The sequence below is a fragment of the Gammaproteobacteria bacterium genome (assembly GCA_033344735.1).
Taxonomy (GTDB): domain Bacteria; phylum Pseudomonadota; class Gammaproteobacteria; order UBA4575; family UBA4575; genus UBA1858.
Genome location: JAWPMW010000001.1, coordinates 1 through 26,607, shown reverse-complemented (window position 1 = coordinate 26,607; position 26,607 = coordinate 1). Strand labels below are relative to the sequence as shown.

The 26,607-nt window shown below is 39.5% G+C and carries 21 protein-coding genes and 2 rRNA genes; 9 read left to right on the top strand and 14 right to left on the bottom strand.

Annotated elements, in window-relative coordinates; genetic code table 11:
- Positions 1 to 56 precede the first annotated feature (56 nt).
- Entirely contained in the window at positions 57 to 707 is a 651-nt protein-coding gene (locus tag R8G33_00115) for a DUF3047 domain-containing protein (GenBank protein ID MDW3094057.1), read from the bottom strand.
- A gap of 67 nt (positions 708 to 774) precedes the next feature.
- Here R8G33_00115 and R8G33_00110 point away from each other — a divergent pair, with 67 nt between their 5' ends.
- Positions 775 to 1,386, top strand: coding sequence for a DNA-3-methyladenine glycosylase 2 family protein (locus R8G33_00110; protein MDW3094056.1), 612 nt, complete (start codon positions 775 to 777; stop codon positions 1,384 to 1,386).
- Positions 1,387 to 1,394: 8 nt separating this feature from the next.
- On the opposite strand, the gene R8G33_00105 is transcribed toward R8G33_00110, so the two are convergent.
- A complete protein-coding gene (locus R8G33_00105; protein MDW3094055.1) occupies positions 1,395 to 2,333 on the bottom strand; it encodes a hypothetical protein in 939 nt (312 codons plus the stop codon).
- A 146-nt stretch (positions 2,334 to 2,479) separates the two neighbouring features.
- Here R8G33_00105 and R8G33_00100 point away from each other — a divergent pair, with 146 nt between their 5' ends.
- A complete protein-coding gene (locus tag R8G33_00100) occupies positions 2,480 to 3,322 on the top strand; it encodes an FkbM family methyltransferase (GenBank protein MDW3094054.1) in 843 nt (280 codons plus the stop codon).
- 20 nt (positions 3,323 to 3,342) lie between these two features.
- Here the strand turns inward: R8G33_00100 and R8G33_00095 are convergent, their stop codons facing one another.
- Positions 3,343 to 4,449, bottom strand: a complete 1,107-nt coding sequence (locus tag R8G33_00095) for a glycosyltransferase family 1 protein (GenBank protein MDW3094053.1) — start codon at positions 4,447 to 4,449, stop codon at positions 3,343 to 3,345.
- A gap of 155 nt (positions 4,450 to 4,604) precedes the next feature.
- Between R8G33_00095 and R8G33_00090 the strand changes: the two genes are divergently transcribed.
- On the top strand, positions 4,605 to 5,237 hold the full coding sequence (locus tag R8G33_00090) for a redoxin family protein (protein ID MDW3094052.1): 633 nt from the start codon (positions 4,605 to 4,607) through the stop codon (positions 5,235 to 5,237).
- On the top strand, positions 5,227 to 5,748 hold the full coding sequence (locus R8G33_00085) for a TlpA disulfide reductase family protein (GenBank protein ID MDW3094051.1): 522 nt from the start codon (positions 5,227 to 5,229) through the stop codon (positions 5,746 to 5,748). The genes R8G33_00090 and R8G33_00085 overlap by 11 nt, the downstream gene beginning before the upstream one ends.
- Before the next feature lie 12 nt (positions 5,749 to 5,760).
- Here the strand turns inward: R8G33_00085 and R8G33_00080 are convergent, their stop codons facing one another.
- A complete protein-coding gene (locus R8G33_00080; protein MDW3094050.1) occupies positions 5,761 to 5,964 on the bottom strand; it encodes a 4-oxalocrotonate tautomerase family protein in 204 nt (67 codons plus the stop codon).
- Between the two features lie 59 nt (positions 5,965 to 6,023).
- On the opposite strand from R8G33_00080, the gene R8G33_00075 reads away from it, so the two are divergent.
- Positions 6,024 to 7,244 carry an NAD(P)/FAD-dependent oxidoreductase gene (locus R8G33_00075; protein ID MDW3094049.1) on the top strand — a complete coding sequence of 407 codons (1,221 nt, stop codon included), beginning with the start codon at positions 6,024 to 6,026 and terminating at the stop codon, positions 7,242 to 7,244.
- Between the two features lie 12 nt (positions 7,245 to 7,256).
- Here R8G33_00075 and R8G33_00070 read toward each other — a convergent pair whose 3' ends face one another.
- The 4 genes from R8G33_00070 to R8G33_00055 all read right to left on the bottom strand — a co-directional run bounded on the left by R8G33_00070 (position 7,257) and on the right by R8G33_00055 (position 15,208).
- Positions 7,257 to 8,252, bottom strand: coding sequence for a diguanylate cyclase (locus R8G33_00070; GenBank protein ID MDW3094048.1), 996 nt, complete (start codon positions 8,250 to 8,252; stop codon positions 7,257 to 7,259).
- 168 nt (positions 8,253 to 8,420) lie between these two features.
- A complete protein-coding gene (locus R8G33_00065) occupies positions 8,421 to 9,881 on the bottom strand; it encodes a glutamate synthase subunit beta (GenBank protein MDW3094047.1) in 1,461 nt (486 codons plus the stop codon).
- A complete protein-coding gene (gltB, locus tag R8G33_00060; protein ID MDW3094046.1) occupies positions 9,874 to 14,436 on the bottom strand; it encodes a glutamate synthase large subunit in 4,563 nt (1,520 codons plus the stop codon). Before gltB ends, R8G33_00065 begins: the two co-directional genes overlap by 8 nt.
- Positions 14,437 to 14,968: 532 nt before the next feature.
- Positions 14,969 to 15,208, bottom strand: a complete 240-nt coding sequence (locus tag R8G33_00055; protein ID MDW3094045.1) for a hypothetical protein — start codon at positions 15,206 to 15,208, stop codon at positions 14,969 to 14,971.
- Between the two features lie 258 nt (positions 15,209 to 15,466).
- On the opposite strand from R8G33_00055, the gene R8G33_00050 reads away from it, so the two are divergent.
- Positions 15,467 to 15,877, top strand: a complete 411-nt coding sequence (locus R8G33_00050; protein ID MDW3094044.1) for a DUF3429 domain-containing protein — start codon at positions 15,467 to 15,469, stop codon at positions 15,875 to 15,877.
- On the opposite strand, the gene R8G33_00045 is transcribed toward R8G33_00050, so the two are convergent.
- Complete coding sequence (locus R8G33_00045; protein MDW3094043.1) at positions 15,874 to 17,163, bottom strand: DUF5610 domain-containing protein; 1,290 nt, start codon at positions 17,161 to 17,163, stop codon at positions 15,874 to 15,876. The two genes, R8G33_00050 and R8G33_00045, sit on opposite strands and share 4 nt — an antisense overlap.
- Positions 17,164 to 17,811: 648 nt before the next feature.
- Between R8G33_00045 and R8G33_00040 the strand changes: the two genes are divergently transcribed.
- Together R8G33_00040 and R8G33_00035 are read left to right on the top strand one after the other, a co-directional pair.
- A complete protein-coding gene (locus R8G33_00040; GenBank protein MDW3094042.1) occupies positions 17,812 to 19,416 on the top strand; it encodes an ATP-binding protein in 1,605 nt (534 codons plus the stop codon).
- Positions 19,413 to 20,060, top strand: coding sequence for a response regulator (locus R8G33_00035; GenBank protein MDW3094041.1), 648 nt, complete (start codon positions 19,413 to 19,415; stop codon positions 20,058 to 20,060). Before R8G33_00040 ends, R8G33_00035 begins: the two co-directional genes overlap by 4 nt.
- 16 nt (positions 20,061 to 20,076) lie before the next feature.
- On the opposite strand, the gene R8G33_00030 is transcribed toward R8G33_00035, so the two are convergent.
- Both R8G33_00030 and R8G33_00025 read right to left on the bottom strand, forming a co-directional pair.
- On the bottom strand, positions 20,077 to 20,766 hold the full coding sequence (locus R8G33_00030) for a hypothetical protein (protein ID MDW3094040.1): 690 nt from the start codon (positions 20,764 to 20,766) through the stop codon (positions 20,077 to 20,079).
- A gap of 29 nt (positions 20,767 to 20,795) precedes the next feature.
- A complete protein-coding gene (locus tag R8G33_00025) occupies positions 20,796 to 22,040 on the bottom strand; it encodes a hypothetical protein (GenBank protein ID MDW3094039.1) in 1,245 nt (414 codons plus the stop codon).
- Between the two features lie 309 nt (positions 22,041 to 22,349).
- Between R8G33_00025 and R8G33_00020 the strand changes: the two genes are divergently transcribed.
- Positions 22,350 to 22,520, top strand: coding sequence for a hypothetical protein (locus R8G33_00020; GenBank protein MDW3094038.1), 171 nt, complete (start codon positions 22,350 to 22,352; stop codon positions 22,518 to 22,520).
- A gap of 33 nt (positions 22,521 to 22,553) precedes the next feature.
- Here R8G33_00020 and R8G33_00015 read toward each other — a convergent pair whose 3' ends face one another.
- The 3 genes from R8G33_00015 to R8G33_00005 all read right to left on the bottom strand — a co-directional run.
- Complete coding sequence (locus tag R8G33_00015; protein MDW3094037.1) at positions 22,554 to 23,444, bottom strand: hypothetical protein; 891 nt, start codon at positions 23,442 to 23,444, stop codon at positions 22,554 to 22,556.
- Positions 23,445 to 23,800: 356 nt separating this feature from the next.
- A 5S ribosomal RNA gene (rrf, locus tag R8G33_00010) occupies positions 23,801 to 23,916 on the bottom strand.
- Positions 23,917 to 24,087: 171 nt separating this feature from the next.
- Positions 24,088 to 26,607 (bottom strand): 23S ribosomal RNA (locus tag R8G33_00005); the annotation flags it as partial.

Genomic DNA, 26,607 nt, shown 5'->3' with positions numbered 1-26,607 from the left:
AGTTGCAAAATATTAAAGAACAGCTTTAAAGTGGTTAAGTTTTAAAATTATGCAATTTAGTTTGCTGAGAAAAATAGATCACCATAAGCTGCTGTAATGCTTGACTTCGAATTATCTGTATCAGTCATTATAGCAATTCCATCTACCTCATCGATTTCTAAACCGAAATATTTTTTAAAATCCTTTTTCACATTAACTTTTTCAGCTCTCCATTGCTCTCCAGTTTCAGATCTTGTGCGTAGTGGAATCATTATAGCTTTATCTGTAAACGCATTGGGCCATGCCTCTCCCACTACGGCATTACTAGACCAAACATAATTTAATGCTTTGGTCCTCCATGGAGCTAGACCTTGCCTAGCAATGACATATACTCTAGCCGCATAATCATCACCTGCTTTCGTCTGTTCATTTAAGCGTTTTAAAGGCTTATCAACTTTCCAAGACCAATTCAGATATGGCACATTATTCAGGTCTACTTTGACTTTTTTATAAAACGCCGACGCAGACATATCAGAGATAGCTCTCAAGAAACGCAACCCTTCTTGATTTTCAATTTCGTATAATGTTTCACCATTAAATGATTTCTGATCCCAACCAGAGATGTCACTATTTGAAAATGCTCCAATGTTAAAGATATTCAGCTTCGACATTACCGGAAGTGATACAGTAACTAACATCAATAACAAAAATATTATCTTACCAAACATTTTTTGAAATTTAATATTCATACATCACTAGACACGAATACATCAAATAATCTTTCATTTGAATGACATGAATAAAAATCAAATTAAAAATGCACTTGATAACATCGCCAAACATGACCCCGACCTCAAGCATGCTTTAAAAATCTATGGATACCCAAAACCAAGAGTTCAGCCAGCTGGTTTTGAAACATTTGTTATTACCATAGCTAATCAGCAACTTTCAACAAAAGCGGCAAGCACGATTATGCAGCGAGTCAGAGACACATTAGGAGAAGTCACTCCAACAAATGTACTCGCCAAACGTAAAAGCACACTGAGAAAAGCTGGCTTATCAGAACGTAAAGTGGATTACATCAAAGGATTAGCAAAAGCTATCAAAAAAGGTCATTTCGACCCCGACAATCTTGATGTTTTAAATGATGAGGATGCAATCAATGCAATCACTGACTTGCATGGCTTTGGTGAATGGAGCGCAGAAATATACTTAATGTTTTCTCTCGGAAGAAAAGATATTTTTCCGGCTAACGATCTTGCTCTGCAGGCCGCACTGCAAAATTTAAAGCAATTAGAACAAAGGCCCACCCCTAAAGTAGCACGCTCGATAGTTGAGCATTGGGCGCCTTGGCGCAGTGCTGGCAGTTTGTTTTTATGGCATTACTACAGCCTAGAAAAAAACTAAATTAGCCATTACTCTGGATAATCATGTTCAACTAAAGTGGTCTTGCCTCCTTTAAATGCATTATTTTCCAATTCTTCTTTAGTGCTAGTTAAATTCCTCAAAAACACGACTCTTTTAGCTGTGTTATTTGTGAACTCATTATTTCTTACAATAATACTTTGAGATTCATTCCTTCCACCTTCACATCCGATACATATAGCAGTAGTTGTATTATCACTCAGTGGACCTTTCTGGATTATATTATTTTCAATTAATATATTGCCACCATTAGCGAAATCTACCGAATAACTCGCATTACCATCCATACCATCTGAAATCTCATTACCTAAAATTTCTGCATTATAGGCTCGTGTTTTAATATGGTGGCCAGTTTTTTGTTTAATGAACAACGAATCAATGATACGTAACATTTTAGCACCATCATCATAAACTCCATGCCCCCATCTAGGTGGCTCTTTACCATTTAATTCAAATACGCTGCGACGAATTACTATTTCCGAGTCTCTATTTTCACTAGCCAGAAGACCCATCTCATTATTCAAGAAATATGAATCATTTATAGTAAGGTTAGCACCTTCAAAGCGTATACCTGCTCCATTTTTATCTGGCACCCTCGCATTAACAAACTCTATTCCCTCAATCAACGCATTATCACCAGCTATCACAAATATTGCTTTACCTTCGCAAGCAACATCTTGAAAACGAACTTTTTCTTTTTTCTTAGGCCATCCTTTTGGGCGCACGACAATATTATCTGATCCAAAATAAGCACAGTCGCGGTACACTCCAGGAACAATTTCAATAATATCGCCGTCAGACACTACAGATTGAACTTCATCTATTGACCCATACTTTTCACCTTCACCCACATATAATGTTTCTGCATTCGTGATTGAAAAATTTAATAATATTATCAGCGCACATAATTTTAAGATTGATTGAGTCATTTTAAGGCCAGCTCCTACATCTAAATTTAATATACCCAGCAAGCAATAAAGCAAATCAGTCACTAGGTACTAATGATATAATGCAAGACTATCACACACTTTAGCTACCAACTTCACAAGTCCACTATCAGCCTATCTTCAACCGCATGAAAATTAATGAATTATTAGAAACCTTACGACCAAGACAGGTAGACCACGCTAAAAAAATTCGCATGGGCTGCGCAGGTGACGGCGGCTATGTCATTATGGATGACAAGAATTTAACTGAGACAGTCTTATATTCTTATGGTATTGAAGATAACGACAGTTTCGATCAGCATTTTCATAAATATTATGGCGCGGACGTTCGCCAATATGACTTTTCAATTGACCCTCCACCACAAAAACGTGGGTTTAGTTTCACTCAGGAAGGCATAAGCCACGAAAAAACTGATAATTGCGACACATTTACGTCACATATCACTCGTAATTCCGACCAAGATAAACGTATCTTTTTAAAAATGGATGTTGAAGGTGCAGAATGGCTAACCTTCTTAAATATGCCTGAAACTGCGTTATTACAATGCAACCAAATCGCTATTGAAGTTCACGATTTATCAGGGCTTGGCATTAACACTATGTATCCACAAGTATCACTAGAACAAAAAATTACTGTGATGAAAAAAATAACCAAGCATTTTCATTGCTGGAATGTTCACGCTAACAATTACGCCAGCATGTTCATCGTTGATGGCTACAAAGTACCTGATGTAATGGAAATGACTTTTGTCAATAAACATCTGCACCCAGGAGGACAATTAGCAACAGAAGTATTTCCTACTGAATATGATCAAGCTTGTCATGCACGCATGCAAGACCATAAACTTGATTTTTGGCCATTCTATTCAGGAACAGAAATCATTGCCCCAAAAAAACCTTTCCTAGAACAAAAAATTGCACGCTTAAAACGCAGCCTGAGCACACGAAAGTGGAAGTACTTACGAAAGTAACATACCGAACACTCAAGCATTCACCCTAAGATTTGCGAATAATATTCCATGTACTGTTGAGCATTTATATTCCAGTTAAACTTATAGGCATATTTTTTACGTTCACTACTTTTAGCTTCATGCATTATATCGTCTTGCAATCCATGCTGTAACACAGAAGACATATATTCTGCATCAAATTTCTCCCAGTAGTAAACCATCTCACCCCCCACTTCCGGAAGGCTAGTTTTATTAGAACAAAACACAGGCTTACCAAAATGCAGCGCTTCTATAATTGGCAAACCAAAGCCTTCTTGTAGAGAAGGAAATACAAATGCACGACAAGCATGCATGAGTTCATATTTATCTTGTTCAGAAACCGAGCCCAAGAAAATAACTTTCTGTTGAATGCCTCTCTTCTCGATCTCAGTTAATAGTTCTTTCTTGTATTTAGTTTTAATACCGCCTGCTACAACCAGCTTAAGATCTTTTAAAGTGTCAATATGATTATTTTTATCTATCATACCCAATAAACTATGAATATTTTTACGCTTCAAACCACCTATCGTAAATAAAAAATCTGAATATTTTTGCTTCCATTTATCACTAGAATTTTCATCAACTACTGGAGGTATTTTTACACCATTCATGATAATGCGTGTCTGTTTTCCAAGTGATGCAAAGTGTGTAGCGTATTCTTGCGCTGCAAATTTCGAAATAAATGCAACATGTGAGACCTCACTAAGTTTGCGTCGCAATCTTTTTTCAGATCTTTTCCTTTCCAATGCATGTAGATCATGCACAGTCAATAAAACTGGTTTAGAAGCATTAGCCTTCGGACCCCACGGAGAATAGAAATGAATATAGTGGTATAAATCAAATTCTGGCAGATGACATAAAAAATGCCTTTGACCACTCAAGTAATAACACAGACGGTTAAACCCTGAGTATTTTGGTGATATCGCTTTGACACCTACTTGCTTATAAAATTTACTCAGCAATGGCTTAGGAACGATATATATAAACTCCAAATCAACAGACTTTAGCCCTTCTAAGGCTTGCGCATAATTCAAAGCCACTTCTGCCAACCCACAGTAAGGAGTAGATATTTTTCCGAAGTCTATTATGATTATTTTCTTATCTGACATGCTATTACTTAAAATTCACTAAAATTTATATGTTAATCATTCATTCTATAACTGATAACATTTTCTTGATAGCGCTTGCCAAAGAAAATAAATAAGGTTGGCAAGAAACCACTTTCAAATCTACTTGTCTACACTATTAAATTTGAGGATCTAATATGAAAATCACAGCTCACTCTCTCTTTATACTAATATCTCTTCTGCTAGCGCCATTTGTTTCTGCCGGCCAGTACAACTCGATTCTCAACATAGGCGATGATCTGCCTAAATTTAATAACCTACCTTCAATTTCAGGCAACACAATTTCTTCAGATCAACTTAATGATGACATTCTCGTATTTGTGTCATTAGCTAACCATTGCCCGTGGGTTAAAGGAATGGATAGCGGCCTTGTTGCACTTAGCCAACAATTCAACAATGACAGCGTTCGTATTATTGGATTGAGTATGAACCATCGTGATGACGACCGCTTACCCGCCATGGTGAAACATGCGCAAAAAGTTGGCTATAACTTTGATTATTTATATGACGAAAGCCAAGCGTTTGGAAGAGCATTAGGTGCCACTCGAACACCTGAATATTTTGTTTTCAATAAACAACGCAAATTGATTTACACGGGGGCACTTTACAACTCCCCAGCAAAAATGAACAAAGATGGGACCATAAAACATATCAATGGTGAACCAACTGAATTCTATGTAGAAAATGCTATTCTAGCCACACTCAGTAATGGGCAAGTTAATCCATCTGAAACACGCGCGCACGGATGCACTGTAAAATATGTTAATTAAATCAACGCTATCAAACACGGCAGCGCTATTAGTGTTTGTCTGTATTTCAACACTCAGCGCTGACGACAGCTCTTTGATGGAGCCAGTAAATTATCAGCAATGGACAGCTAAGTTAGAATCGCATATTCCCAATGTAGTTGTTGTTGATATGTGGGCGATGTGGTGCGTAAGCTGCATAGAGAGATTTCCAGAAATGGTGGAAATGCACAATCGCTACAATGATGATGACGTCGTATTTGCTAGCATGAATTTAGATGATAGAGATGACTCAGAATCATTATCTGCTGCAAATACCTTCTTGCACACAATGAATGCAAAATTTGATCACTATCGCATGGATGAAAATCTTATGGTTGCTTTTGAAAAAATTAATCTTATCGGGATTCCTGCAGTACTAATCTATGATAGTGAAGGGAAGGAGCGTTATCGTTTAACTGGAGACAATCCTAATAAACAATTCACTGAGCATGACGTTGAAGAAGCAATCAAAAGTCTACTAATCAAACAATAAAAACAGATCTCTTTATAGCCCTTTCTTTCTGCGATCTGTGACTTGCTCTCCAGCAATTCCCCAATTATCAGTGCTTACTTCATCAATCACTACAACAGTAGTTGCTGGATTCTTACCCAACACATTCTCTAGCAAATCAGTGGCACCTTTTATAAGTTGAGACTTTTGCTCTTGTGTCACCCCTTCCTGGGTTACTTTTATATTCACATAAGGCATGCTACATACTCCTAATTTGATGTAATAGACTGTCTAATGTCTTTAAACAATCCAGTTAAATGATCATTTCGTCCACTACCACTTTACCCATAAATGTCGACGTAATTATTATCGGCGCAGGTGCTGCTGGTTTAATGTGCGCTCTAATCGCAAGCCAACGAGGACGAGATGTTTTAATCATAGATCACGCTAATAAAGTAGGCAAAAAAATTCTCATGTCTGGCGGGGGGCGCTGCAACTTCACTAATATTTATTGTGAACCAAATAATTTCATTTCGAATAACCCCGATTTCTGCAAGTCCGCTTTATCACGATACTCGCCTCATGATTTCATAGCATTAGTTAATAAACATAATATTCCATACCACGAAAAAAAATTAGGCCAACTATTTTGTGATAATAAGTCTAAAGACATCCTAGAAATGCTTTTAAATGAATGTCATAAATCTAAAGTGAAAATCAGGACCCGCTGCGAAGTTACCAATATAAACAAGATAATCAATGGCTTTGAGGTGAAAACCAATTTAGGTCTCAGTAATTGCCAATCTTTAGTCATAGCTACTGGTGGTTTATCCATACCAAAAATGGGCGCCACAGGATTTGGTTATAAAATTGCACAACAATTTGGGCTAGATGTCTTACCTACACGCGCCGCGCTTGTCCCTTTTACAGCAGACAAAATCACATTAGACAAGCTCTCTACCTTAAGCGGTAGCTCTTTACTTGTTAATGTATCTTGCAACAACATGAGCTTTAAAGAGAATTTACTATTTACTCATAGAGGATTAAGTGGCCCAGCTATTTTGCAGATATCTTCATATTGGAAAGATGGTGACCAGATAGAAATCAACTTATTACCAAATATTAATTTATTGCAAATGCTTAAAGAAAGAAAATGCGCCAACTCAAAATCCGAGTTAAAAACAATCCTCGCAAAGGTTATTTCAAAAAATATGGCACAAGTGTTATTAGATCTATGGTTTCCAGACTTTGGATTCGCCAACAAAGCAATCAATCAATTTAAAAATTCAGATTTAAAAAATATAGCCGCGCAATTTCACTGCTGGCAATTCAAGCCCAATGGCTCTGAGGGGTACCGCACTGCAGAAGTCACATTAGGCGGTATAAACTGTAATGAAATATCTTCAAAAACAATGCAGTCGAACAAACAAAAAGGCTTATATTTTATTGGTGAAGTATTAGATGTAACAGGTCACTTAGGAGGTTTCAATTTTCAATGGGCATGGGCTTCGGGTGCTGCAGCAGGCGAACATGTCTAAATAATAAGGTTATCAAACTACTAACGAACATGATTCAGAGTATAGTGATTCATTCATTCTCTTATCAACTAAATCTATTAATCTGCCGGATGATTTAAAATATTCTGGCGCAAAACTAAAACTACCTATTTTATACTGTGCCTGAAAATTATTTTGCAGCTTGCAATTCGCAACTTGCATTTTTTCTCTTAGCTGCATTAATACAGATTCGATATTAAATGATTGATTATGAGAAGTTAAAACAATGAACTCATTATCACCTATACGCGCTACAATATCTGAAGATCTAAAAGTACCTTTCAGTGTATTGACAAAATTCACCAATATTTCTTTTTCAACCAAGCTGCCAAATTCTTCGACCAATGCTAAAAAATTTAATTTTTTAATATAGATAAGCGTTGTATGTAGTTCTTGCTTAGCTGCACCCTCCAAAACATAGTCAGCAACCGAAAGAAACCCTCTTCGATTATATAAACCAGTATGAATATCTTTATCTTCATACCTAAGAGATTGCAACGCATCTTGAGCAAGCATACCAAAATCAAACAGTGCCATACGCTCAGCATCACTCAATTTTTTTGGCTTTTTATCGATAATACACAACGTCCCCAATTTATAGTCGTCATGAGACTTTAATACAAAACCAGCGTAGAAGCGGATATAAGGGTCGCTTATCACTAATGGATTATCATGAAACCTCTCATCCAAAAATGTATCTGGCACTTCCAATATTCTACTAGAAGGATCTTGGGTTTCTGGCAATGCAATAGCATGTCCACAAAAAGATGCTTTTCTAGATGTTTCACTAACATCCAAGCCTTGCTTAGACTTAAACCACTGACGTTTAGTATCGACCAGGCTTATTAGCACAATTGGGACATCAAACATGCGCTTAGCAAGCCGCGTAATTCGATCAAACCGTTCTTCTGGAGAAGTATCAAGGACATCTAACTTTACTAAACTAGAAATTCTAGATGCTTCATCTACCGGAATTGGAGGTTCCTGCATAAACGGCCCTTATTGTTATTGGCCGACAATAGCGACCGATTAACAGAGTAGAAATCAATATGTAAAGATTATAAAGATTAATTTAGTTATATTTAACAACAACTTATACGATCAACTAAATTGGCAGGGAAGTGTTACGGCCACACTAATAAAGTAGCCGTTATAACCTTATGAGAGACTTATTGGATTAACCGGCGAAGGCAGATCACTAGATCCCATCAGGTATTGATCCACACCTTTTGCTGCTGATCTTCCTTCTGAAATTGCCCATACGATTAAACTTTGTCCTCGTTGCATATCACCAGCAGTGAAGACACCATCAACACTTGTCATCCAATTTTTGTCTGCAATGACATTACCACGTGAATCTAATTCAACACCCAGCTGCTCTAACATTCCTGGTTTTTCAGGACCCACAAAACCCATTGCTAAAAATGCTAAGTCGCATGGTAGAATTTTATTACTACCCTCAACCTCAACGAATTGCATACGCCCATCAACATTTTTCATTTCTACTGTGACCAGTTCCAATCCTTCTAATTTACCATTTCCATCATCAATAAAGCGCTTGGTTGATACAGAATAAACACGGTCAACACCTTCTTCATGTGCAGACGCTGTTCTAAAGATACGCGGCCATTCCGGCCACGGATTATCTTGTGAACGTCCCTCTGGAGGTTTCGGCATAATTTCTAATTGGTGCACAGACTTTGCACCTTGACGATTCGCAGTGCCTAGACAATCAGCACCTGTATCACCCCCACCAATAATCACAACATGTTTATCTTTAGCATCAATAAAATTGTCTGGCTTAGCATCACCCTCGCAAAGCCGATTTTGCATAGGCAAATATTCCATTGCCTGATAGATACCTTTTAATTCTCTTCCTTCAGCAGGAAGATCGCGTCGATCACATGCTCCACCAGTAAGCACTAACGCATCAAATTCTTTTTTCAATTCTTCAACAGAAATATTGTTTCCAACATGGGCATTGGTTTTAAACGTCACACCTTCCGCTTGCATTTGTTGCATTCGACGATCAAGCACTTTCTTTTCCATTTTAAATTCAGGAATTCCATAACGCATTAAACCGCCAATACGATCATCACGCTCAAACAATGTAACATCATGTCCCGCTCGTGCCAGTTGTTGTGATGCCGCCATCCCTGCAGGACCAGAACCGACAATAGCAACTTTTTTCCCTGTTTTTACTGAAGCAATCTGTGGCTTTATCCAACCGTTTTCCCACGCTTTGTTAACAATTGAAAGTTCTACTGCTTTAATATGCACTGGATCATCATTAATACCTAATACACATGAACCTTCGCAAGGTGCAGGACAAAGTGTCCCAGTAAATTCTGGAAAATTATTGGTCGCGTGCAGCCGTTGTATAGCCGCCTCCCACTGATCACGATAAACCAAATCGTTCCAGTCAGGAATCAAATTACCCAAAGGGCAGCCCTGATGACAAAAAGGAATTCCACAATCCATGCAACGCGCTGCCTGCTCTTTTAATGGCTCCGGCTGCCATGGTGCCATGACCTGATTCCAATCCAGCAATCTTTGCTCAACAGCGCGATACGGTTGTTTGCCACGCCGTACTTCCATAAATCCTGTAACCTTACCCATGTGCAGCCTCCATTACAGCCTCATCAACCGAAGTTCCTTCTGCTTTCGCACGCTTTATAGCTTCTAGCACACGCTTGTAATCCTGAGGCATAACTTTTATAAATTGACCTTGATAGCTAGACCAATCATCCAAGATCTTCTTAGCCACAGTACTTTTCGTGTACTCAACATGTTTTGTTAACATGCTTTTAACCAATTCAATGTCTTCCTCTTCAACCAAATCCTCAAGACCTACATCGCTTTGATTACAATTAATATCAAACTTTTCTTTATCTTCTAATACATAAGCAACCCCGCCAGACATACCTGCTGCAAAGTTCCTACCAGTTGAACCAATCACAACAACATTCCCACCAGTCATATATTCACAACAATGGTCACCAACACCTTCAACTACTGTGTTAACGCCGCTATTACGAACCGCAAAACGCTCACCAGCAATACCTCTTATATAAGCTTCACCTGAAGTTGCACCGTATAAACAAACATTGCCTACAATAATATTTTCTTCAGGCACAAAACTAGAATGCTTAGATGGGAATACGACTATTTTAGCGCCGGACAAACCCTTACCAAGATAATCATTAGCATCACCCTCTAAAGTCATGGTGACGCCTTTAGGAACAAAAGCACCAAAACTCATACCAGCAGAACCATTAAAATGTGCTCTTACAGTATCCTCAGGCAAACCTTCGCTGCCATAACGCTTTGTAATGTTGTAACCAAGAATAGTACCTACACTGCGGTTAGTATTCTGTACAGGCAAAATAATATCGACTGACTTGCGCTCTTCGATAGCCTCTTTACATTGCGGCACTAGCGCTGTCATATCTAAAGATAACTCTAATCCGTGATCTTGCTTAGTCATACAGTACAAACCAGTACCGGCGTGTGGTGTTGGCTTATGAAGTATTGCTGAAAAATCCAAGCCTTTAGCTTTCCAATGATCAACTGCTTTCTTCGTATTCAAGGCTTCAACTTGGCCTATCATTTCATCAATAGTACGAAAGCCAAGTTGCGCCATGTATTCACGCACCTCATCCGCAATAAACTTAAAGAAATTTTCTACAAACTCTGGTTGTCCGCCAAATTTTTTGCGTAACTCAGGGTTTTGTGTCGCCACACCTACGGGACATGTATTTAAGTGACAAACACGCATCATAATGCAACCCATTACCACTAGTGGAGCGGTTGAGAATCCGTACTCTTCTGCACCTAGCAATGCAGCAATAATCACATCACGTCCGGTCTTAAGCTGTCCATCAGTTTGAACGACTATACGATCACGCAAACCATTCTGAACTAGTACTTGTTGAGTTTCTGCCACACCTAATTCCCACGGCAATCCTGCATGCTTTAATGAATTCATTGGTGAAGCGCCAGTACCTCCATCATAACCAGAAATAAGCACAACATCAGAGTGCGCTTTGGCAACACCTGCTGCGACTGTACCTACGCCAACTTCTGCGACCAGTTTGACATGCACACGCGCTTCTGGGTTTGAATTCTTCAAGTCATAAATTAATTGAGCAAGATCCTCAATCGAGTAAATATCATGATGCGGTGGAGGAGAAATAAGTCCAACGCCTGCAGTTGAATGACGTACTTTCGCCACCCACGGATAAACTTTCGTTCCAGGCAATTGACCACCCTCACCTGGCTTTGCTCCTTGTGCCATTTTAATTTGGATATCGTCAGCGTTTACCAAGTATTCACTGGTCACTCCAAATCGACCAGACGCAACTTGCTTAATAGCACTACGTCGCAAGTCACCATTTTCATCTCGAGTAAAACGATCGGGGTCCTCACCACCTTCACCAGTATTAGAACGACCGCCAATACGATTCATCGCAATAGCTAATGTCTCGTGCGCTTCCTGACTAATCGAACCATATGACATAGCACCTGTTGAAAAACGCTTCATGATATTTTCAATCGGCTCAACTTCTTCAATAGGAATCGGTTTTCTATCAGAACTTAATTCGAACAAACCACGTAACGTTGCTAAGTGCTCATTCTGATTGTCTACACGGTCGGTATATTCCTTGAAAATTTTATACTGACCAGTACGAGTTGCGTGCTGCAACTTGAACACAGTCTCTGGATTAAACAAGTGATATTCACCATCACGTCGCCATTGATATTCTCCACCCCATTCTAGATCTGGCGATTTTGAAGGACGAACAGGATAAGCATTGTGATGATGCACAGCCACTTCTGCTGCAACTTCTTCTAAACCGATACCGCCAATTCGTGATGCGGTCCAAGTAAAATATTTATCAACAAATTCTTTATTCAAACCAATGGCTTCAAACACCTGAGCACCACGATAAGACTGTACTGTAGAAATACCCATTTTCGCCATGATTTTAGTTAGAGATTTATTAACTCCCTTAATAAAATTCTTAACTGCTTTGTCATGCTCCATCTCAGGAATATGGCCCTTTCCAATCAAGTCTCCTAAAGACTCAAATGCAAGATACGGATTCACAGCACCGATACCGTAGCCAATTAATACTGCGAAGTGATGGACTTCACGTGGCTCACCAGACTCCAGTACTAACCCTATCTTTGTTCGCGTACCATTACGTATTAAATGATGGTGGACGCCCGCAGTTGCAAGTAATGCTGGTATTGCTGCATTATTTTGATCAACACCACGATCAGACAGAATGATATTTGTATTACCCCCAGCGATTGCTTCATCTACCTGATTACAGACTACTTGTAATGCCTTATCTAAACCTTTACCACCTTCAGCAACAGGATACAAAATAGAAACAGTTGCTGTTTTCAAACCTGGTAAATCAACGTCACGTATACGCGCCAATTCCTCATTCGTTAATACAGGCGAGGCTAATTTGATTTGCCGACAACTATCTGCCTCTGGCTTCAATAAATTTCTCTCTGCTCCAATTGTTACTGCAACTTGAGTAACTAATTCTTCACGAATGCCGTCTAATGGTGGATTAGTCACCTGTGCAAACAGTTGTTTGAAGTAGTCATACAATAAACGTGATCTATTTGATAACACGGCTAATGCCGCATCTGTTCCCATAGAACCTACAGGCTCCATACCTTTGGCGGCTTTTGGCGCCATAAGTACACGCAAATCTTCATGGGTATAACCAAACGCTTGTTGACGCAATAACAACGTTTCTTTGTCAGTGCCATGAATCTGTTTAGGATTAGGCAATTTTTCGACTTCAACTAAATGCTTCTCTAGCCATTCAGCATAAGGATGCTCTGTTGCAAACTGCTGCTTCAATTCCTCATCATCTATTATGCGACCTTGATTGGTATCGACCAAGAAAATACGGCCTGGGTGCAAACGATCTTTGATCAAAACATTTTCTGGCGGGATATCTAGAACACCAACTTCTGACGCCATTACCACCATGTCATCTTTAGTTACATAATAACGCGATGGTCGTAAACCATTTCGATCCAACACCGCGCCAATAACTTCACCATCGGTAAATGCAACCGAGGCAGGGCCATCCCAAGGCTCCATTAGGCATGCATGATATTCATAGAATGCTTTACGTTCTGCCGACATAATTTCATGCCCACTCCACGCCTCTGGAATCATCATTAAAATTGCATGCGGGAGCGGCCTTCCACCCATATGTAGAAATTCCATAACGTTATCGAAAGTTGCGGAGTCACTACCACCTTCAATGCAGATCGGGAAAATTTTCCTTAAATCATCACCAAATAATTCTGATTCACATAGTGATTCTCTTGCACGCATCCAATTAGCATTGCCGCGCGCAGTATTAATTTCTCCATTGTGAGCAACATATCTAAACGGATGCGCCAATCTCCATGCGGGAAATGTGTTTGTAGAAAAACGTTGATGCACTAGTGCTATGGCTGATTCAAAATCAGGCTCTAAAATATCCGGGTACATCAATTCGAGCTGAGATACTGTCAACATGCCTTTATAAATAAAAGTACGATACGACAATGAAGGAATATAAAAATGATGACACTCAGAAAGGTCTGAATTCCAAATAGCATTTTCAGCTAATTTACGTATGACGAACAACTTGCGCTCAAAAGCAGCTTCATCTTTTGCATCAGGTCCTTTACCAATAAATATTTGCTTAAAGCTAGGCTCTCCTAACTTAGCAGTAGGTCCTAAACTAGAATCATCTGTCGGTACTTCTCTCCAACCTAAAACTGTTTGACCTTCTTCGGTAATAATATTTTCTATAATTTTTTGGCATTGTTTGGATTGCGATTTATCGTTTGGAAGAAATACTAAACCTGCACCATATTGACCATATTCTGGTAAGTCGATATTACTTTCCATACACACGCGCGAAAAAAACTTATGCGGCATCTGTATAAGAATACCAACGCCATCACCGGTATTTTCTTCACACCCACAGGCACCACGGTGCACTAACTTCTTTAGTATGGTTAGGCCATTTTCAACAATTGCATGTGACTTACGTCCTTTGATATCAGCAACAAAACCAACACCACACGAGTCGTGTTCATAATCTGGGTCATAAAGGCCTTGTGCTGGCGGGTAATTATTCTGCATATGGATTCCGCATTTACGTTATTTTTAATTTTGGCGAGCTGAATTTCTTTATAAAATCGCTACTTAGCCGTTCCAGCCCATGTGCTGAAAGGGCCGCAGATTATAATGCAGTGCAGATTACAGTGGCAAGCTAGGATAAGGGGATAGACGTGGATTTAGACCGTACACTGGAATTAGGCCTGGCTACTAGAAAAGACGATTAATCTCATTAAATTCAGTAAGTTACACAAATAATATAAGCCACTACTCCCGATTAATCAAAGAATTAGTGCGCTTTTATCTTTTGCTTGCCACAATTAGAGCACTTGTAGACTGTCACTAATTTACCTTTTTTAGTGTCGAATTTATTATCAGTGATAACAGCCCACTTATGATGTCCATGCTGACATAAGCCAAGTTTTTTGATGCGAGGCTTTTTAAAGGGGATAACATTACTCATAAATTAAAACATATCTTAATGATGCAATTGACATGTTAATGATCTTTAACAGGTCTGTAACTAACTGATACTAAGATGTGGCTATGCATACAACTATCTATTCGCGAACAACACACCCGCTGCACAAAATACACCTGCAAGCAGGAGGAATAAGAAATATTTTGTTATTACTGTATGAATTATAACTCGCTGATCCTCAAGCCAAATTTTCTTGACACTACTCAAGCGATCAAGCAGATAACCAGTCACAAACCCAACTGGAACAAGCGCAATCAAGTACAATGATAATTCTGACGAAGAACCAATTAGAAATGCAATATATGCAGACATCATATAAAACATTGTGGTGATTAGTGAAAACATAAAATCTAGAATAACATGAATTATTACGCCTAGATTCTAGTCATGATCAAAGATAATTTGAGTAGAACCTCTAAAAATTTCAGCTAGCAGCGACAGTAAGTCCTAAATATCTGAAAAATAATATACTAGATTTGTGGCGGTAAATTTAATTCTAGATTAGTATGCAAAATATACTATAACAATAACAATAAAGAGCACCCCTTGGCGCGCAATAATCTATATATATTAATGACTTACGTGGGAGCATTACCGTTCATTGCGTGTGCATCTATGATATATACGGGGATTAATAATATTGGCCCACTTGGTCCTGTGAATGAAATAGTTTCTGTATATGCCCTGATTATTATATCTTTCATTGCTGGAATACACTTAGGCACCTATCTTTTTTATAACACCAAAACACCTAAAGCTTTATTCATCATCAGTAACGCCGTCGCGGCTCTCGCCTGGATGTCATTATTATTTGCCAACCCCAGCAACTCTGTACTAATTCTTGTGGGCGCATTTATATATTTACTCGGCGTAGACTTCTTGCTTAAGCGAGAAATGTTTATTTCTACAACTTATTTTATTACTCGAATTATTGTAACTGTGATTTCAGCTGGATCGCTGCTATTTGTTTCTGGAATGAGTTAAGCCGCATTTGCTAACTGCTGCTCAGCCAGATTTGCAAGATCATCAATCACATCGACACTTTGCTCAAAAACTAGCTGAGCATATCTTTCATCACGAATAGCTATCTGTTTGAATAATTCCGTTGTCAAAGGAACTGGATCAGATACCGCATTTGCAATTGCGTCTTCACTAGCAACCTGGCCAACGTCACCAACAAACTCGCCTATGGACTCCACCGCTGAAGAGGTTTGTTGCGAAGTTGCAATACCTTGTACTTCCCGATAAGTTTTTGTAACTTCAACGGTTTTAGATGACTGTAGATTTAACGAAAAATTTGCAAGCTGATCTGTATCAATACCAATTCGTGATGCTTTTTGAAAAGCTCCAGCAAAATTACCTCTATAGAATTTATCTGCCAAACGATCTACATTCTTTATCAATTTATCGATAGCAGCCTGTTCTTGCTTATTAATATCACCACTAACTTGATATGAGATTTCTTTGCCTCGCTCAACTTGACGATCAATACTAACGTTAAAACCACTTTCATCAAATGTGGCTTGCTTAGACACTTGCTTGGAAAAAGATTTTTCAATACTCAACTTGACCGTGTCACCTTCTTGGGTTTTCACACTCAATTCAAAACTACTAGAACGTTGTATATCTCTTGTTTTTAGATACTCTATTTGTCTAGTTTGAGCTTGTGAAGCTTGTAAATTTTTCTGCAATACTTCAATGCGATTAATTTCGCTACCACTGGGGTTTGATCCTGGTGTAGTTAATAACGCTTGATCACTAGTTGAGACATTTTGTGTAATTCGATTATCTATTCGCTCTAGACCTCGTTCAATTTTATTAAATGCGCGTTCTATCTGTCTTTCCAAACGCGGCTCCAAATCAAATCTGCCTCGCAATGCATCTTTAGCTGATGCAAAGCCCTGCTCAATGCCTTCACGAGCTTCATTTAAAATTCCCAGCAGTTCTTGATCAGATGCACCGCCATTTCGTGCTTCACGAAGCTCTTGGCGCACAAAACTTAAAACATTTTTTGCAATAATTTTAGCAGGCGATCGACCGTCATTATTCTCTTGCAAACTGACTTTCTTACCCAAACCATCACTCAATGCTCTTTCCAATAAATTGACCGAACTAGAGGGCGAATAAAAGCTCTCATTATTAGACCGGAATCGACTTTGCGAATCATTTGACAGAATATTGCTAGCTAACTCACGCGTAACACTGCGCGAATAACTAGCTGACAAATCAAAATGAAATCTATTGCTGAGATTGCTGTTTTCTATAGTCATGACAAATGCACACTGGCTTTAATGTTAAAATTCATGACGTCTAATCGGCCAGTTGAAAGGAAGCTCAATATTTTTACGGCAACAGCTATCTATTTAAAGATAAATGGTATGCAGGAATGAAAATCATATTTAAAGTAAAGACTAGTCCTTACTATGCATTTCCACCATGCTTTCCCCTGATTCTGTTCTTTATTTAGCGGCAAACTCTCTTACTGTTAGGAGTAAATCATAAGAGTAGAGATGTAATGCTACGGGATCATTTTGATCACTCTGCTCAAACAGGGGAAAATTTTTACTTTGCGGTATTCATGCAATATCTTTTGAATAAACTGCTTACATGATGAACAAAATTGGACATTCTAAGTTATTGTCTTAATTAGGAATTTTGAGTTGAACTGGCCCAAATTCACCAATCTTAATTATTCAAAAATTTTTTTTCAACTCTGAGAATGAATCGATCACATAACTCACTGATATAATTGATAAAATCAATTCCAAATATCCAGCGTGAAACGCTCATAAATTGGGTTATGATCGGCCAATCAATGCACAGTACACTATAGCTAAAACACTAAGTAGTTATACTAGTTTGATTGCTTTCTTAGTAAAATCAATTGTTATAGTCAACAAAATGGCTTGCTTAGAGATATGACTGAAATGGAATATGCAAGAGTCCCAGATAATGAGAATGACCGTCTTACAGTTTTATATGATACGGACATTTTAGATACTCCAGCTGAAAGTACATTTGACGCTATAACCAGCGTAACTGCCAACATATGTGCAACACCACTATCTTTTATTTGTTTAGTTGATTCTGAACGGGTCTGGTTTAAATCATCCAGCGGCATAGATGGAATCAGTGAAGTAAATCGTGAAATTGCTTTTTGTCCGTATACCATCATGCAGGACGATGTATTTGAAGTTCAAAACGCTTCAATGGATCCACGCTTTAAGAACAGTCCTATGGTAACGGAAGCACCCAACCTCCAGTACTACGCAGGTGCACCACTTGTAACTAGTGACGGCTTCGCATTAGGTACCCTGTGTGTCATGGATTACAAACCAAGAGAATTAGACGAACAACAAAAACAACAATTGAAGAAGTTGGCATTAACTACAACAGCACTGATTGAAGCCAAAAGAATTAAAGAAATAAAACGTCTTTCAATCATTCACCGCTTAGGTGACATCGTAGAAATCTCATCCAATGAAATTTACCTGATTGACGCCGAAAGCAAGAATATTAATTACGCCAACCGAGCCGCTCAACTAAATCTTGGCTATAGTTCAAATACACTGAGTCAACTTGAGTGGGGCAAAATCGTTAAACATGCACCCATAAGCATCATTGATAAATTTATAAATACAAGCAATTTATCTTATTCAGCTCCAATCAGATTCCAAGCCATGCATATACGCAATGATGGCTCTGAATATCCAGTTGAATGCACATTGCAAAATAGCGGCTTTGAAAATAATGAATTTATAGTCATATGTACTGACATAAGTCAGAGAAAAAATGCAGAAAATAGAGAGAGAATATTGATGAATAATATTGCTCACATGGACCGCATTAATGCCACTGGCGCACTTGCTTCTGGTTTAGCCCATGAACTAAATCAACCATTAACAGCTGTCACACAATATTGCGATACTGCGCTTATAATTGCAGAAAAATATCATAGTGATGATAATAAGTTGTTAGAAGCATTAAAAAAAGCTGCAACTCAAACAATACGTGCAGGAGAGATTGTAAAAAGATTTAGAGCATTTACAGAAAAACGCTTACCTTCACGCAGCCAAATTAATATTAATGAATTACTAGAAGAGACACTATCGTTGGTAAACCACGATATTGTTGAACAAAACATATCGCTTGATGTAGAGATTCAGCAGAACATCGAAGAATTACATGCAGATTCGATACAAATACAACAAGTTTTGCTTAATATTATTACTAACAGCATTCAAGCCATGGAAAAGAAATTTTCCAAACGCCTTGTGATTAACTGTGCAAATACTTCTAATAATCAAATCCAATTTACCATTTCAGACACCGGAGATGGAATTGATGATTCCTTACTAGATGATTTAATAACTCCCATCCCCTCAAAAAAGCCAAATGGAACAGGATTAGGTCTATGCGTGTGTAAATATATTATCGAGTCTCATAACGGCCAACTATGGAGTGATACTGATTACACCGATGGCGCACGTATCATTTTCAGCATACCTTCAAAGTCCTTATGAGTAATATAGAAGAATCTCCGACGGTACACTTGATTGATGATGACGAAGCAGTAAGGAATTCTATCTGTATGTCCCTTACCGTTGAAGGCTTCAAAGTCAAAGAATATCCATCAGCAATCGAATTCCTAGAGAAGTACAACAATCAGCCTGGTTGTATTATCGCTGATATTCAGATGCCTAAAATGAACGGATTAAGCCTTCAACAGCATTTAATTGAATCGAAGATACACACACCGATAATATTCATCACTGGGCATGGAAACATTCCCATGTCTGTCAAAGCGGTAAAATTAGGTGCTGTAGACTTCATTGAAAAGCCATTTGCAAAAAAAATTCTGTTAGATAGCATCAGAAATGCACTGAATATAGACGTGAAAAATAGAGAAATCGACAGATCCCGTCAAAATATAAAGAATAGATATGCGTTGCTTACTTCACGCGAAAAAGAAGTGTTACGCATGTTAGTTAAAGATCATGCAACACTCACTAATAAAGCCATTGCAGAGACATTAGGGATTAGCAAGAGAACTATAGAAGTTCACCGAAGTAATATCATGTCCAAAATGTTGGCCCAGACTCGTGCTGAATTAGTCGAGTTATCTAAAATCTGCACTTTTGAGGATCTTGAGCCAACTGTAAATTAAAGTGAATTTAACTACATTACACAAGCTGCAAATCTAACAAGCCTTCCATTTTCTCTGCGGTTTCAGACTTACCAGTTCGGCTATCACCTACAAGCGCAACGGTGACACTTTCAGATTTAGTATCACCACCATTTCGTGCTCGTTTTTCACTGGCAATTTCTTTAATCATATCGATCATGTGTTGAGCAAGACGCACAGGACCTTCCTGCTCAATTTCATCACGATTGGTAAAACCACATCTTGATACATCATCATCAGTGACATGCTCATAGCATCCAGCCATCATCTGACTATTAACGACACCGACGCGCATTTCTTTTTTGGCCACTAAATTTTCCATGGAACTAATGAAGTCTTTTTCTAAAATAGAAAACTTTTCGCGCAAGTCAGGATGCAAAACTGTTCCATCTTTATCTTCCAACATTGGGAATGGATTTGCCCAGTAACTAATTTCTTTTTTACCACGATGCGTTTGTGTACTACCTGCTGCTACGCGTTCACCCCTTCTGAATTGTTCTATCGCATCCATGACAGGCATATCAGTAAAAATTGTTTGTTCCCCTTCTGCAATGATATTGAAATTATTATTGTACATCAGCCCATCTAGCTGATGCCCTGTCATCACTTCATCAACGGTTGCTACAGGAACAATTTGTCTCGCATTTGAGCCAGACTCTTTGTTGTAACCGATTTCTCTGCCTATCATTTGCATTTTCGCATGCTCACTAAACCCATCTAGACATGCACAAATGCACCGGTTTCTGTACCATAAAATATGGGCCTTTCAACGCCATCATCCCCTTTTTCCAATACTGCACGACCCATATCATCTGCTTTCACAAGCATTTCAGTGATATATGGCTCATTAGTTTTATCGTCAAAATGGCAGACATAACGTGTGCAACCGCAGTGTAACGGTAAATCACCTGCGCGAATCGCAAGTACATTATGCAGGGTTAGAATTGGCTTTTTGCCGTAGCCGAAATACTGGCATTCATCAAGGCCAGGCACTAGTCCGACAAGTAATTCATTTTCTTCATCCCAGTAGTAACCAAGGTCATCCATATTTGAAGATGGGCAACCAAATACAAATACACCATCAGGTTTTCTATTAGTTAAAATATCTTCAGCTTCCGCAAACGGGAATAAGTTTAATAGGCCTGCTTCAATCTCAATAAATCCATTTGACTTATGCAAATAAGCAACGATTAACCAAGCTCCCACCCGCAAAGGAACAGCTGTCCAATCGTCTGGGCAGAATTCATCATGTTTAAATGGATTATGATCTAACTCAAAGAATGGATATGCACGTTTATTTGCAGCTGTGTGGTAATCCACGCCTGTTCGAATATCTGCAGCAATAGTTAAAGGTACTGATGAAAGCGATACGTAATCAGATGGCAAATTCAAATAATGACCAGATATTTCTCCAGCCGTAATACTAGGATGTGCATCCATACCAGCTGAACGACGCACACCAGTTTCAAGTCCCACTTTCTTTAGCAAAATACGGCGTGTTTCTAATACAAGCTCAGAAAGACTTGCTGCCTTATTGGTCACCAGATCCTTAATTGAATCAGGAGTTTCATCTCCAGTAATCACTTCATTATGTAATCTCACCAATCTCGAATAAGTAACATTTCTGAAATGATGAAACCCTCCATCAATAAATTTTGCAACTGCAATATTTCTTTCAGCGACACTTTCTTCAAGTGCATTATCTGACTCAAGTATTTTTAAAATATCTCGAGCACCTAAATTCAAAATAAAATTTATTTTACTTTGTACTTCTAGTTTATTTTCTTTTCTATTTCTTAAATTAGCAATAAATTCCATTTTGTATTTTTGTAGGAATTTAGAAAACACTCTACTCTTCAATAAATGTTCTGGAGTACTGCATCCTTCTCGGATTTCTAATACGTTTTGGGGATTAAATTGCAAAGAGACGCTAGACTCCAACATCTGCGGATTATTAGTCATAGTATTATTCACTTTATTTTATCGTTATTGTTTTCATAGTTAAGTACGACTATACACAAGGTGATTACCTTTTCCTCTAAAAAAAACTTATGCAACAATAGCTTTGATCTAATACACTTTTTGAACACTTTTAAAGCGTTTTATTAAGGATCATATGCTTGTTATTAATTTAGAAACTATATAAACAATATAGCAGTTAACTATATTAAAATATTGTTATATACGCTTATATTAAATGCCAAAATCTTGCTGTGTTATTACAGAAAGAAAAGTGAGATAGTTGTTCTTATATTTTTCTATGAAAAGATCATGAGGAAAGTGATGGGTAATTCTAATTCTCAAATCGACAATACAAAATCTACCAACGAACAAAAAAATAAATTCAAAGACATAGAAGACGCTATTCAAAAAGCGATCGATAATGAAAAATTACAGACTAGCAGTTGTCAAAATAAAACTAAAAAGTTAGCTCATAAATAGCATCGCTAATGAATGCGACACTATTAATTCTTCCTAGAGATTTTTGACTGCATCTCGATAGTCGTTACACTCTTCAATCAAACGTCGCTTTAATTCTGAATCACTCAGAGAATCAAACACACGTGAACGTGAACTCAAACTATCTTCTTGTTTTTTTATTTCACTCACTAACGTTGATTGTGAATTTTCCCCAGTTTCAGATACACCAAAAAATACTCCTCCCACATCAACTGCAAAATGAATGTCTCTTACTGAGTCACCAATACAGATAGGCGGGTAAGTTTTTCCTATTTCAGAAGTGAGTCGACGTTGTGCTCGAATTTGATGACGCCACATTCCACCTACAAAGCGTGCTTTTGAACCATCCGATGATGTACCGGGTGACCCAACTGCAAAAGCATTATTAGGTCCAAAAACTCCACCTCGACTTAAGCCTAGCTCTTCGACAGAATTAAGAAAATCAAACTGAGTCTGATATCGATAAGACACAAGTACCATTTGCGCCATAGTTGAGAGCTCTCGTAAAAATTCCAAGTTCTCTTCGGGGACAACATCGTATTCTAGGTCATCTTTAAGGTATTGAGTTAAGCGTCGTGTAAACAAACCGTTAAAGTAAACACTCAAGCAATCTTTAACTTCATTGGATAGCTGTGAATCCTCAAGAACACGCTTAATAAGTCCTTTAGGGCCCCCGTGCGTGCGATACCATTCACTGCATTTGTCTTCACTTAACTCAGGCAATTCACCATCAAATTGAAGTTCACGGTTTGCGAAAGTCCGTACCTGCTCATAAGTTGATAAAGAAATCGCAATCCTCCTTCCAGAAGCATTAGTAGAAGGAATAATCGTTCCATCAAGATCAAAAAATATGAGCCTTTTTGGAAGTAAGTGTTCACGATAATCATCACTAATTGAACTAGCCATCTATAGTCACTCTAAGTTTTTTGGAAGCACAGTAATCAACATTCTTGTTTTCTTCTAGCGCTATTCTGACAGTGTTAAGTTTTAAGTCTATAGACGCTAGTTCTTTGTCGGTCTAATAATGACGCGTTTAATCTAATGCACCAGTTATGTGCTATTAGTCTATATCAAGATAAATCTAAATTATTACACCACAATTCCTCTGAAACTAATTAAACCCAAAATAAATTAGCTTAGAAAAATTAGAACTCTGTGCATTTAATTAGACACCTAAATTTTTTAAGGCGATGCGTTTGAATATTAAATGTCGAAGAAATAAAAAAAGGCCCTGATGTATTCATCAGAGCCTTTGTATTAATGCCTGGCGATGTCCTACTCTCACATGGGGAGACCCCACACTACCATCGGCGCAGAACGGTTTCACTTCCGAGTTCGAGATGGGATCGGGTGGGTCACATTCGCTATGGTCACCAAGCAATTTGGTATGCCTCCAGTTTTTTAACTGGTAACGCGACCTCCAGGGATGGAGGAAGTGCTAGAAATTGTCTGGAACAATTTCAGTGCAAATTCTGGAAATGCATTCAATTCAAGAAGTATGTCAGTGTAAATGTTACTAGTCACGTCACTCAATGTGCTTGAGTGTTATATGGTCAAGCCGCACGGCCAATTAGTACAAGTTAGCTTCACGCATTACTGCGCTTCCACACCTTGCCTATCAACGTCGTAGTCTTCGACGGGCCTTTAGAGACTTTAAAAGTCTAGTGAAATCTAATCTTGGGAGAGGCTTCCCGCTTAGATGCTTTCAGCGGTTATCCCTTCCGAACATAGCTACCCGGCAATGCAACTGGCGTTACAACCGGCACACCAGAGGTTCGTCCACTCCGGTCCTCTCGTACTAGGAGCAGCTTCCCTCAAATTTCAAACGCACACGGTAGATAGGGACCGAACTGTCTCACGACGTTCTAAACCCAGCTCGCGTACCACTTTAAATGGCGAACAGCCATACCCTTGGGACCTGCTTCAGCCCCAGGATGTGATGAGCCGACATCGAGGTGCCAAACACTGCCGTCGATATGGACTCTTGGGCAGTATCAGCCTGTTATCCCCGGCGTACCTTTTATCCGTTGAGCGATGGCCCTTCCATTCAGAACCACCGGATCACTAAGACCTGCTTTCGCACCTGCTCGACGTGTCTGTCTCGCAGTCAAGCATCCTTATGCCTTTGCACAAACCGTACGATTTCCGACCGTACTTAGGATACCTTCGCGCTCCTCCGTTACTCTTTGGGAGGAGACCGCCCCAGTCAAACTACCCACCATACACTGTCCCTAACCCAGATAATGGGTCGAGGTTAGAACTCCAAACATACCAGGCTGGTATTTCAAGGTTGGCTCCACCTGAACTAGCGTCCAAGTTTCAAAGCCTCCCAGCTATCCTACACAAGTAGGTTCAAAGTTCAGTGTAAAGCTGTAGTAAAGGTGCACGGGGTCTTTCCGTCTAGCCGCGTGTACACTGCATCTTAACAGCGATTTCAATTTCACTGAGTCTCGGGTGGAGACAGTGTGGCCATCGTTACGCCATTCGTGCAGGTCGGAACTTACCCGACAAGGAATTTCGCTACCTTAGGACCGTTATAGTTACGGCCGCCGTTTACCGGGGCTTCGATCAAGAGCTTCGTCCGAAGACTAACCCCATCAATTAACCTTCCGGCACCGGGCAGGCGTCACACCCTATACGTCCTCTTACGAGTTTGCAGAGTGCTGTGTTTTTAGTAAACAGTCGCAGCCACCTATTCACTGCGGCCCCCACCAGCTTAGAGAGCAAGTCTCATCACCAGCAAGGGCGCACCTTCTCCCGAAGTTACGGTGCAATTTTGCCTAGTTCCTTCACCCGAGTTCTCTCAAGCGCCTTAGAATTCTCATCCCACCCACCTGTGTCGGTTTGGGGTACGGACCAACAGTACCTGAAGCTTAGAGGATTTTCCTGGAAGCATGGCATCAACCACTTCACTCCATAAAGGAGCTCGTCATCGTATCTCAGCATTAAGGACCCGGATTTGCCTAAGTCCTCTGCCTACATACTTAAACCGGCAACCATCAGCCGGCTGATTTAGCCTTCTCCGTCCCCCCATCGCAGTACTGCCGGGTACAGGAATATTAACCTGTTTTCCATCGACTACGCCTTTCGGCCTCGCCTTAGGATCCGACTAACCCTGCGCTGATTAGCATGGCGCAGGAAACCTTGGGTTTTCGGCGTGCGGGTTTTTCACCCGCATTATCGTTACTCATGTCAGCATTCGCACTTCTGATACCTCCAGCAAACCTTACGATTCACCTTCACAGGCTTACAGAACGCTCCTCTACCATGCGTGTAAACACGCATCCGCAACTTCGGTACATAGCTTAAGCCCCGTTAAATCTTCCGCGCGGACCGACTCGACCAGTGAGCTATTACGCTTTCTTTAAAGGGTGGCTGCTTCTAAGCCAACCTCCTGGCTGTCTATGCCTTTCCACATCGTTTCCCACTGAGCTATGATTTTGGGACCTTAGTTGGCGGTCTGGGTTGTTTCCCTTTCCACTACGGACGTTAGCACCCGCAGTGTGTCTCCCATGATTGAACTTCTAGGTATTCGGAGTTTGCAATGGTTTGGTAAGTCGGGATGACCCCCTAGCCATAACAGTGCTCTACCCCCTAGAGTTATACATGAGGCTCTACCTAAATAGATTTCGAGGAGAACCAGCTATCTCCGAGCTTGATTAGCCTTTCACTCCGATCCACAGCTCATCCCCTCATTTTTCAACATAAGTGGGTTCGGTCCTCCAGACAGTGTTACCTGTCCTTCAACCTGGCCATGGATAGATCGCCCGGTTTCGGGTCTACTCCCAGCGACTGATTCGCCCAATTAAGACTCGGTTTCCCTACGCCTCCCCTAAACGGTTAAGCTTGCCACTGAAAGTAAGTCGCTGACCCATTATACAAAAGGTACGCAATCACAGAACAAGTCTGCTCTCACTGCTTGTATGCATACGGTTTCAGGTTCTATTTCACTCCCCTCTCCGGGGTTCTTTTCGCCTTTCCCTCACGGTACTAGTTCACTATCGGTCGGTAGAGAGTATTTAGCCTTGGAGGATGGTCCCCCCATGTTCAGACAGGATATCACGTGTCC

What these genes read in the sequence shown, in the direction of transcription:
- R8G33_00100 (MDW3094054.1), top strand. Translation starts at nt 2,480, where the DNA reads ATGAAAATTAATGAATTATTAGAAACCTTACGACCAAGACAGGTAGAC.
- R8G33_00030 (MDW3094040.1), bottom strand. Translation starts at nt 20,766, where the DNA reads ATGATAGGCAGAGAAATCGGTTACAACAAAGAGTCTGGCTCAAATGCG.
- R8G33_00035 (MDW3094041.1), top strand. Translation starts at nt 19,413, where the DNA reads ATGAGTAATATAGAAGAATCTCCGACGGTACACTTGATTGATGATGAC.
- R8G33_00025 (MDW3094039.1), bottom strand. Translation starts at nt 22,040, where the DNA reads ATGACTAATAATCCGCAGATGTTGGAGTCTAGCGTCTCTTTGCAATTT.
- R8G33_00110 (MDW3094056.1), top strand. Translation starts at nt 775, where the DNA reads ATGAATAAAAATCAAATTAAAAATGCACTTGATAACATCGCCAAACAT.
- R8G33_00105 (MDW3094055.1), bottom strand. Translation starts at nt 2,333, where the DNA reads ATGACTCAATCAATCTTAAAATTATGTGCGCTGATAATATTATTAAAT.
- R8G33_00090 (MDW3094052.1), top strand. Translation starts at nt 4,605, where the DNA reads ATGAAAATCACAGCTCACTCTCTCTTTATACTAATATCTCTTCTGCTA.
- R8G33_00015 (MDW3094037.1), bottom strand. Translation starts at nt 23,444, where the DNA reads ATGGCTAGTTCAATTAGTGATGATTATCGTGAACACTTACTTCCAAAA.
- R8G33_00070 (MDW3094048.1), bottom strand. Translation starts at nt 8,252, where the DNA reads ATGCAGGAACCTCCAATTCCGGTAGATGAAGCATCTAGAATTTCTAGT.
- R8G33_00115 (MDW3094057.1), bottom strand. Translation starts at nt 707, where the DNA reads ATGTTTGGTAAGATAATATTTTTGTTATTGATGTTAGTTACTGTATCA.
- R8G33_00085 (MDW3094051.1), top strand. Translation starts at nt 5,227, where the DNA reads ATGTTAATTAAATCAACGCTATCAAACACGGCAGCGCTATTAGTGTTT.
- R8G33_00050 (MDW3094044.1), top strand. Translation starts at nt 15,467, where the DNA reads ATGACTTACGTGGGAGCATTACCGTTCATTGCGTGTGCATCTATGATA.
- R8G33_00080 (MDW3094050.1), bottom strand. Translation starts at nt 5,964, where the DNA reads ATGCCTTATGTGAATATAAAAGTAACCCAGGAAGGGGTGACACAAGAG.
- R8G33_00045 (MDW3094043.1), bottom strand. Translation starts at nt 17,163, where the DNA reads ATGACTATAGAAAACAGCAATCTCAGCAATAGATTTCATTTTGATTTG.
- R8G33_00095 (MDW3094053.1), bottom strand. Translation starts at nt 4,449, where the DNA reads ATGTCAGATAAGAAAATAATCATAATAGACTTCGGAAAAATATCTACT.
- R8G33_00040 (MDW3094042.1), top strand. Translation starts at nt 17,812, where the DNA reads ATGACTGAAATGGAATATGCAAGAGTCCCAGATAATGAGAATGACCGT.
- gltB (MDW3094046.1), bottom strand. Translation starts at nt 14,436, where the DNA reads ATGCAGAATAATTACCCGCCAGCACAAGGCCTTTATGACCCAGATTAT.
- R8G33_00075 (MDW3094049.1), top strand. Translation starts at nt 6,024, where the DNA reads ATGATCATTTCGTCCACTACCACTTTACCCATAAATGTCGACGTAATT.
- R8G33_00065 (MDW3094047.1), bottom strand. Translation starts at nt 9,881, where the DNA reads ATGGGTAAGGTTACAGGATTTATGGAAGTACGGCGTGGCAAACAACCG.
- R8G33_00055 (MDW3094045.1), bottom strand. Translation starts at nt 15,208, where the DNA reads ATGATGTCTGCATATATTGCATTTCTAATTGGTTCTTCGTCAGAATTA.
- R8G33_00020 (MDW3094038.1), top strand. Translation starts at nt 22,350, where the DNA reads ATGAGGAAAGTGATGGGTAATTCTAATTCTCAAATCGACAATACAAAA.